A 9,797-nucleotide genomic window follows, 5' to 3' on the forward strand; every position below is an offset into this window, starting at 1 on the left:
TCCCTCCTATCCCTTATTATATCATACAATAACATAAAATAACAGCCATAAAAACAGAAAATTTGACATAAAAAAAGCAGGTTTTATGCGACCTGTGAGAACTTTTTTTAATATTCAACTGTCAAACTCCCGATGAAATGTGTCATAACAGTTGCAAAAAATCACTGCAGAATATATAATAATTAACAATAATCACCTTGAATCTGGCGTCAGATGCCGTTTTCAAGACAATGTGAAAAACCAGGAAGGTGAGGTAAGGGAATATGGAAAAAACAATGGAAAAAATCGTTGCCCTGGCAAAATCAAGAGGATTTGTTTATCCGGGTTCAGAAATTTACGGAGGATTAGCGAATACATGGGATTACGGTAATCTGGGAGTTGAATTAAAGAATAACGTAAAAAGAGCGTGGTGGAAGAAATTTATTCAAGAAAGCCCGTATAATGTAGGGGTTGACTGTGCGATTCTGATGAATCCGCAGACATGGGTTGCATCCGGACATCTCGGAGGATTCAGTGATCCTTTGATGGACTGTAAAGAATGTAAAGAACGCTTCCGTGCAGATAAGCTGATCGAAGACTTTGCAGCAGCGAACGGAATTGAATTACATGAGAGCGTAGATGCGTGGTCACAGGAGAAAATGATGGAATTCATCAACGAACACGAAGTTCCGTGTCCATCCTGCGGAAAACATAATTTCACAGACATCCGTCAGTTTAACTTAATGTTTAAGACATTCCAGGGTGTAACAGAAGATGCAAAGAATGTTGTATATCTTCGTCCGGAGACAGCACAGGGTATTTTTGTTAACTTTAAGAATGTACAGCGTACATCCAGAAAGAAGATTCCGTTTGGAATCGGTCAGATTGGTAAATCTTTCCGAAATGAAATTACGCCTGGTAACTTTACATTCCGTACAAGAGAATTTGAGCAGATGGAACTGGAATTCTTCTGTGAACCGGATACAGACCTTGAGTGGTTTGCATACTGGAAGCAGTTCTGCCAGGATTGGCTGTTAGGTCTTGGAATGAAGGCAGAAGAACTTCGTGCAAGAGACCATGAGAAAGAAGAACTTTCTTTCTACAGTAAGGCTACAACAGACCTGGAATTCTTATTCCCGTTCGGATGGGGAGAACTGTGGGGAATTGCAGACCGTACCGATTATGACTTAACACAGCATCAGAATGTTTCCAAAGAAGATATGAGCTACTTTGATGACGAGAAGAAGATCAAATATGTTCCATACGTTATTGAACCGTCACTGGGAGCAGACCGTGTTGTACTTGCATTCCTTTGCAGCGCATATGACGAAGAAGAATTAGAAGGCGGAGATACTCGTACTGTGCTTCATTTCCATCCGGCACTTGCACCGGTAAAAGTCGGAGTGCTTCCACTGTCTAAGAAATTGAATGAGGGCGCTGAGAAAGTTTACGCAGAATTATCCAAATACTATAACTGCGAATTTGATGACCGCGGCAATATCGGTAAACGTTATCGCCGTCAGGATGAGATCGGTACTCCGTTCTGTATCACTTATGATTTTGATTCTGAAGAAGATGGTGCAGTAACTGTCCGTGATCGTGATACAATGGAGCAGGAAAGAATCAAGATTGAAGATCTGAAAGCATATCTGGATGAGAAACTTGCTTACTAATTAGAGTGTGAGCGGATTTCCGGCTTCCGGGCGAAAGCTCTGTTCCGGAATAAAATAAATTGAGTGTGAAACAGAATCCCTGCCGAAGGCTGCATGATAGGCGCAGTTCGGCAGGGAATTTTGGTTCTATGAAAGTATGGCGTTTCATTATGTATAAAAAGGATTTGCATTATTGTCCGTGATTTGCACGATTGTGTATAATAAAGTAATAAATTTGGACAATAGTATAAAGACATATTTTGTAAAAAGTATATAATGAGAGTATTGAATCATTCTGAAAAGTATAAAGGAGGCACAAACAGTTATGAACAAAGAGAACATCTGGAACTCATACAGTGCGGAAGAACTGGAAAAATTAAACAAAGTGAATGAACTTTACAAAGAATGTCTGGATGCCGGAAAGACAGAAAGAGAATGTGTTCGTATTTCTATCGAGATGGCAGAGAAAGCCGGATATAAGAATTTGAATGACGTAATCAAAGCCGGAGAGACATTAAAAGCCGGAGATAAAGTATATGCAGCTTATAACGAGAAAGAACTTCTGATGTTTGAGATCGGAACAGAGCCGATGGAAAAAGGTATGAACATTTTAGGAGCTCACGTTGACTCTCCTCGTATTGATATCAAACAGCAGCCGGTATTCGAAGAAGAAGGTTTTGCTTATCTTGATACACACTACTATGGCGGAATTAAGAAATATCAGTGGCTGACACTTCCGCTGGCATTACACGGAGTTATGATCAAGAAAGACGGAACAAAAGTTGACGTTGTGATCGGCGAGAAGGAAGATGATCCGGTATTTGTCATTACAGATATCCTTGTACATCTTGCAGGAGAGCAGATGGGCAAGAAAGCAAGTGAAGTGATCAATGGCGAGAAGCTTGACCTGATGATCGGTAATATTCCGTTAGAAGGCGAAGAAAAAGATGCGATCAAAGCAAATGTATTGAAGATTCTTGCAGAACGCTACAATGTAGAAGAAGATGATTTCGTATCTGCTGAGTTAGAAATTGTTCCTGCCGGAAAAGCAAGAGACTGCGGTCTTGACAGAAGTATGGTAATCGGATACGGACATGATGACAGAATCTGTGCATTCACATCTTTATTTGCGCTGTTAAAAGGCGGAAACGGCAATGTGAAGAGAACATCCTGCTGTATCCTTGTTGACAAAGAAGAAATCGGAAGTGTTGGAGCAAGTGGTATGACATCCCGTTTCTTTGAGAACACAGTTGCAGAATTAATGGCAGTTCTCGGAGAAGAAGGAGATCTGAAGCTTCGCCGTGCATTAGCTAATTCTAAGATGCTTTCTTCTGACGTAAGTGCATGTCTTGATCCGATGTTTGCATCTTGTTTTGAGAAGAAGAACGCAGCTTACTTCTCAAGAGGACTTGTATTTAACAAATACACAGGAAGCCGCGGAAAAGGCGGAACAAGTGATGCAAATGCAGAATATGTTGCAGAGATCAGAAGAATTATGGAAGACAACAATGTTTCTTACCAGACAGCAGAACTTGGTGCAGTTGACGTAGGAGGCGGTGGAACAATCGCTTACATTATGGCTGTTTACGGAATGGATGTTATTGACAGTGGTATCGCAGTATTATGTATGCATGCACCGCATGAAGTTGCAAGCAAAGCAGATATTTACGAGGCAGTGAAGGGATACAGAGCATTCCTTGACGATGCGTTTGAAAACTAATTAGTCTTTAGAAGAGGACACCGGAGGTATTTCTGATATTTTCGGTGTCCTTTTTTTCAGAAGAGTCTTTACATTTGGAAAAAATGGCGTATACTGTGTAATTGCGTACTACTAAAAGAAAAGAATGTGTAAAAACGAGGGTAATGAAAATGAAGATCGTAATTATTGGTGACGGTAAAGTCGGCCATAAGCTGGCGAAGCAGTTATCAGAAGAAAACTATGATGTTGTTATGATTGACCATAACCAGGGACGGTTGCAGGAATCGGTCAACTCTTTGGATGTGCTGTGTCTGACAGGAGATGGAGTAGATGTAGAGACACAGAAGGAAGCAGATGTGCAGCACTCAGATCTTGTTATTGCATGTACTTCAACAGATGAGTTAAATATGTTGAGCTGCCTGATTGCAAGAAGGCTTGGAGCGAAGCATACGATTGCGCGTGTGCGTAATCCGATTTACTTTAAGCAGATTGATCTTTTAAAAGAAGATCTGCATTTAAGTATGACAGTAAATCCGGAGCTGACAGTGGCAAATGAAATCAGCCGTGTGTTGATCTTTCCGGCAGCAACAAAAGTAGAGACTTTTGCAAAAGGCCGTGTAGAACTTGTAGAATTTATCCTGAACGAACAAAATCCAATTGTTGGTATGTCATTAAAAGAGATCTACCAGAAATATCAGATTAAAGTGCTTGTCTGTGCGGTGCAAAGAGGAAAAGAAGTGTTTATTCCGGACGGAGATTTTGTTGTTCGGTCAGGTGATAAATTGAATATTGCCGCATCCCATAAGGAGATTGAAGATTTCTTTAAAGCGCTGGGAAGCCGGAAAGCAAAAACAAAAAATATCATTCTCTGTGGAGGAAGCCGGATCAGTTATTATCTGGCAAAGCAGCTTTGCGTGCTCGGAATGCATGTGAAGATTATTGAAAAAGATATGGAAAAGTGTGAGCGTCTCTGCGAGCAGCTTCCAGATGCAACGATCATTTGCGGAAATGCAGGAGATCATGAGCTTCTAATCGAAGAAGGACTGGATCTGCCGATGCACTTGTGGCTTTGACAGGGATTGATGAAGAGAATATTATTATGGCTCTGTTTGCAAAGCAGCAGGGAGTGAAAAAGATTGTGGCAAAAGTAAATGAGGACAGCCGCGCCAGCATGGTGGAAGATATGGGAATTGACTCAATTGTTTCTGTAAAATCTTCTACAGCAGATGTAATTATGGCATATGTGCGTGCGCGTCACAATTCTATTAAGAGCGCTAATATTGAAACATTATATTATTTGGTAGGCGGCAAAGTAGAGGCGTTGGAATTTATCGTAAAGCAGGAAACAGAATATACAAATATTCCGTTGAAAGACTTGAATATGAAACCAAATAACCTGATTGCCACGATTGTCCGGGATCGTAAAATTATCATTCCGGGAGGAAATGATGTACTTATGCCGAAAGACAGCGTAATTATTGTGACAAAAAATAAAAAAATACAGGACATCAGAGATATCTTTGAGAGCAGGGGGACTTATGAATCATAAAATGACAGTTTATATGCTCGGAAAGATTCTGGGGATTGAAGGCGTTGTAATGTTTCTCCCGGCGATTGTAGCGTTGATCTATCGGGAAGACAGTTATATGCATTTTGTCATTCCGGGAGTACTTTTGATTCTGGTACATATTCTGTTTGGAAGAAAGAAACCAAAGAATACAAAACTATACGGAAGAGACGGACTTGTAATCGTTGCATTATCATGGCTTCTGTGGTCATTGATCGGTGCAATACCATTTTATACATCAGGTGCGATTCCTCAGTTTATCGATGCATTTTTTGAGACGGTATCCGGATTTACGACAACAGGATCAACGATTCTGACAGATATTGAAGCATTACCGAAGGGAATGGCTTTCTGGAGATCGCTGACACATTGGATCGGCGGTATGGGAGTGCTTGTTTTCGTTATGGTAATTACATCGCTGGAAAATGATCGTTCGATGCACTTAATGAAAGCAGAAATGCCGGGACCAGAGATTGAAAAGCTTGTGCCGAAGGCGAGAACAACAGCTCAGATTTTGTATGCAATGTATTTTGTTCTTACTTTTGCGGAGGTAATTTTCCTTTTATTTGGCGGAATGAATCTGTATGACAGTATTTTGCATGCGTTTAGTACAGCCGGTACCGGAGGATTCTCAAACAGAAATGCAAGTATTGCATATTATGACAGCGCATATATTGACGGAGTGATTACGGTATTTATGATTCTGTTCGGAATCAATTTTAATATGTATTTCCTGATTCTGTTAAAGCGGTTTAGAAATATCTGGGAAAACGAAGAAGTAAAAGCATATTTTGGAATTATTGCTGCTGCAATTTTAATGATTACAATTAATATCAGCAATTATTATGGAGGATTTCTGAAAGCGTTTCGTTACGCTTCGTTCCAGGTTTCAGCAATTATTACGACAACCGGTTTTGTTACGGCAGATTTTAACCAGTGGCCGGAATTTTCTAAAGGGATTTTACTGCTTCTGATTATGATAGGAGCCTGTGCCGGTTCTACCGGAGGCGGTATGAAAGTATCCCGTATCTTGATTCTTATGAAACACGCTAAGAGAGAAATTAAGAAATTAATCCATCCAAAGAGTGTATCGATCATCACATTGAATAAAAAACGTCTTCAGGACGAGACTGTGAATGGAGTTATCGGATATACAGTTATTTACTTTTTGATCATGGTTGTATCAATTCTGATCGTATCATTAAATAATTTTGATTTTGCTACGACATTCAGTTCTGTTTTGACGACATTGAATAATACCGGACCTGGAATCGCAGGTGTTGGACCGGTAGAAAACTTTTCTTCTTTTTCTGTGTTGTCAAAGTTAGTATTTTGTTTCGATATGCTGGCAGGAAGACTGGAGTTATTCCCGTTTTTGATGTTGATGGCACCATCCGTATGGAGAAAGAAGTTCTAAGAAAAATGAAAAATGCCGGAGATGTGTTTAATTCTCCGGCGTTTTTAATGGGCGGTCAATCCGAAGAGAAGGATTGGATACCCGGTTTGTGATAAGACGTATCGAGGAAGCATATTCAAGGGGCGACATAGAGGTCGCCTTTTTAAATTGTTTTGAAAAATATTGGAGCGAGCTGTAAGAAAGAAAGTGGGCGATTTCTGTAAAATTCATGGACCCGTCCCGGATCAGTTCTTTGGCACGCTCTATTTTCATACTGTTAAAAAACTCAATGGGCCCACAATGCTTTTCATCCTGAAACAGTGCATGGAGAGCGGAACGGCTTAGAGAAAACTCGTCACAGAGTGTCTGGATCTTCAATGGTTCATAAAGATGTTCTTCCATATAGTGAACAATGTTATCCAGGCGATTATTTTTCGTCAGAGAACTGATCGGAGTATCAATCTTTTGATGCGTGATCATAACACCATTATCACAGAGGTGGCAGCGCTTTGCAGTCAGAAGAAAAAGTTCAAGAAAAAGCAAAATGAGCTGCTCTGAGCCAAAGGAAGCATCTTCGGAAATCAAAACCTGTTCCACTGACGGAATATTTAACGGTGTCGAGAAGGTTTCACGCGCTGTAGCAATAATTTTGGAAATCAAAGAACGTTCTTCCATATTCAGAGTAAAGCACTTATCAGAGAAATCCATCATTGCCGGAGATTGCGTAGAGAAGGAAATTGCAACCAGGTTCAGCGAATGTTTCAGACCGGAAGAACGCATTGCATGGAAGCAGTTCGGCTGATGAAAAATAATGTCTCCTGCGTGAAGCGTGTACAATTTATTCTCAGAGCGCACGTCTACTGTTCCGGCATCCACATATAAGAATTCCCAAAAGTTATGTGCTTCACCGGAAAAAGAAAAATCTTTGGAATATTCAAAATAGTGGATTGTAATAATGGAATCAATAACGATTTCTTTTTTGAGTACAGTTTTTACATAAGTCATAAACAAATGCTCCTTTCTGGAATCGCCTGGATCATTTATACAAGAGGGAGTGATTCCCGTCAAAATCAATTATTTACTCGGAATCATTTTAGCAGAAAATAGACAATTGGACAAGAAGGATAGATGATATGGCAAGCAAAACTGTATCAAAAAAGCTATAATGTATATAAATAAGGCAGAATTTTGCTGAAAGTTAGCTAATTTGCCGGAAATGGAGGAAGGAAAATGAAAACAGTGATTAGCAATGGCATCACACTTGGACTGGATGAGCAGACGCTTCATGTATCGATCAAAAAAGCAGATACATGTTGGGACTGGTGCAGCGATTATGAACCGCATATTGAAACTGCACAGGGAACAGTATATTTCAAAGATGCAGCAGTTATCTCTCATAAAGAGTGGAAGACTGGAATTGGAGAAGGATTTATCAGCATTACGAAGGATTTGAGGCAGAAGGAAAGAAAGTAGATTTTGCTTTCGAGACGATCGTATGGGTGGAAGCTGTGACAGGTCATGTGTATTTTGAATTTGTGCCGCTTTGCGAAGATGGATTTGACGTAAAGGCAATCTACTGGCCGGGAAAAATGGCATTTGAAGAAAAGAAAGACAGCTGGTATACACTTCTTAACTGGGAGCAGGGAATTCTGATTCCGAATACATGGGAAGTAGAAACAATGAATACATCTTTTGATGGTTTCCTCGGAACAGCAGGAGCTTATATGCCGTGGTTCGGACAGGTCAAAGACTGCGAAGGGTATCTGGCGGTTGCAGTGACACCGTGGAATGCAGGATATGATGTAGAACATCCGGCAGATGGTCCGTATACACATATGAACATCCGCTGGGAGCCAAGTCTTGGAAAAATTGACTATCGCCGCGTTATGAGATATACATTCCTGAGCGACTGCGATTATAACGATATTTGTAAAGCATACAGAGCATATGTGAAAGAAAAAGGCTTATTCCGCTCATTGGAAGAAAAAGCAGCGAAGACTCCTTCCGTTAATGATCTGATCGGATGTTCTTTTGTACATACAGGAATTAAGACAAAGGTTCAGCCAAACTCTGACTTCTTTGATCCGGAAGCTCCTGATAAAAATGACAACCTGACACCATTCAAAGCCCGCACAGAAGAAATAAAACGCTACCATGAACTTGGCGTGGAAAAAATGTATCTTCATCTGGACGGATGGGCAGAACCGGGATACGACAACAATCATCCGGATTATTCACCGGCTTGTAAAGAAGCAGGCGGATGGGAAGATATGAAAGAACTGGCTGATACAATGCATGAATGCGGTTATATGTTCGGTATCCATGATCAGTACAGAGATTATTATAAATCAGCAGAAAGCTTTGATGAAAACTTTGCATGCCGTCTCACAGACGGAACAATTCCGGAGCATCAGAGATGGGCAGGCGGTCCGCAGTCATACTTATGTGCAACACAGGCTCCATTTTATGTAAAGAGAAACTTCAAGGCAATCGAAGATGCCGGAATCAAACTGGACGGCGCATATCTTGATGTATTTACTTGTAATGAAGGAGACGAATGTAATCATCCGTGGCATAAGATGACAAGAAGAGATTGCTATGATTACAGAAATGCATGCTTCGAATTTTTATTATCTAAGGGAATCCTGCCAAGTTCTGAAGAAGTAAATGACTGGGCAATCCCAAGCCTTGTATTCTGCCATTATGCACCGTATGATTTCATGCTGGCACATCCGGGTTCTCCAAGACATGGTATTGCGGTTCCGTTATTTAACCTTGTATATCATGACTGTCTGATTGAGCCGTGGATGATGGAGAAATTAAGTGAAACAGAAGACTATATGCTGTATGCACTGTTAAACGGCGGAGCGCCATATTTAAAGAGAGATGGAGCATATCCAAACTTTGACGGTTCTTTCGATGACTATATCAGATTCAGTGTAGAGGAAGATATTGAGCGCTGTAAAGTCGTAGCAGGCTTACACGAAAAAGTAGCAAAATGCGAGATGGTACGTCATGAAATGGTAGACGGAAATCCACAGGTGCAGAGAACAACATTCAGCAACGGAACAACAGTTACAGTCAACTTTGATACACTAGAATATGAAATCATTTAGTATGTTAGCGTATTGAATTAGTCATTTTGTATGTGAAAACTGAAAAAACCTTATTTTGTTAGTGGTTTTATATAAGTTTGAAGACAATATGACAATAGAAGTGGATAATACAATAAGCAAAATGAATTTATTGGTTGTATAATACTACTTAACAGAGAGAAAACAAGTTAAAATTGTGAAAAAGATACAATTCAGACTCAATGGTAGAAAATTTCCTACAGTTTTGTCTGCACGATTTAACAAACTTCTCACAATGTATGTGATACCGGTATTGGATCGGTATTATATATAGCAACTCAAATACATAGTAAAAAGGAGAGATGTATTATGAAGAAAAATCTTACAAAACTCATGGCACTCGGACTTGTAGTTGTTATGGGAGCAACAG

4 protein-coding genes and 2 pseudogenes are annotated in these 9,797 nt (G+C 40.1%); 5 read left to right on the top strand and 1 reads right to left on the bottom strand.

Going from position 1 to position 9,797, the window contains the following annotated elements:
* Positions 1 to 263 precede the first annotated feature (263 nt).
* The 4 genes and pseudogenes from DWX73_RS11910 (at position 264) to DWX73_RS11925 (ending at position 6,314) form a co-directional block, all read left to right on the top strand.
* Complete coding sequence (locus DWX73_RS11910; protein ID WP_118348968.1) at positions 264 to 1,652, top strand: glycine--tRNA ligase; 1,389 nt, start codon at positions 264 to 266, stop codon at positions 1,650 to 1,652.
* Positions 1,653 to 1,956: 304 nt separating this feature from the next.
* Positions 1,957 to 3,351 (top strand): aminopeptidase, encoded by a 1,395-nt coding sequence (locus tag DWX73_RS11915; RefSeq protein WP_118348969.1) that lies wholly within the window; start codon positions 1,957 to 1,959, stop codon positions 3,349 to 3,351.
* Positions 3,352 to 3,500: 149 nt separating this feature from the next.
* Positions 3,501 to 4,879 (top strand): annotated as a pseudogene (gene trkA, locus DWX73_RS11920) (Trk system potassium transporter TrkA).
* Complete coding sequence (locus tag DWX73_RS11925) at positions 4,869 to 6,314, top strand: TrkH family potassium uptake protein (protein ID WP_118348970.1); 1,446 nt, start codon at positions 4,869 to 4,871, stop codon at positions 6,312 to 6,314. Before trkA ends, DWX73_RS11925 begins: the two are co-directional and overlap by 11 nt.
* A 27-nt stretch (positions 6,315 to 6,341) precedes the next feature.
* Here the strand turns inward: DWX73_RS11925 and DWX73_RS11930 are convergent, their stop codons facing one another.
* Positions 6,342 to 7,298, bottom strand: coding sequence for an AraC family transcriptional regulator (locus tag DWX73_RS11930; protein WP_118348971.1), 957 nt, complete (start codon positions 7,296 to 7,298; stop codon positions 6,342 to 6,344).
* Positions 7,299 to 7,523: 225 nt separating this feature from the next.
* On the opposite strand from DWX73_RS11930, the pseudogene DWX73_RS11935 reads away from it, so the two are divergent.
* Positions 7,524 to 9,409: pseudogene (locus DWX73_RS11935) on the top strand (DUF5696 domain-containing protein).
* The last annotated feature ends 388 nt before the right edge of the window (positions 9,410 to 9,797 follow it).

The sequence above is a fragment of the Coprococcus sp. AF21-14LB genome (genome assembly GCF_003458885.1).
GTDB lineage: Bacteria > Bacillota > Clostridia > Lachnospirales > Lachnospiraceae > UBA9414.

Bases quoted from the DNA above. Each gene is read 5' to 3' on its own strand.
- DWX73_RS11925 (WP_118348970.1), top strand. From the start codon at position 4,869: ATGAATCATAAAATGACAGTTTATATGCTCGGAAAGATTCTGGGGATT.
- DWX73_RS11910 (WP_118348968.1), top strand. From the start codon at position 264: ATGGAAAAAACAATGGAAAAAATCGTTGCCCTGGCAAAATCAAGAGGA.
- DWX73_RS11930 (WP_118348971.1), bottom strand. From the start codon at position 7,298: ATGACTTATGTAAAAACTGTACTCAAAAAAGAAATCGTTATTGATTCC.
- DWX73_RS11915 (WP_118348969.1), top strand. From the start codon at position 1,957: ATGAACAAAGAGAACATCTGGAACTCATACAGTGCGGAAGAACTGGAA.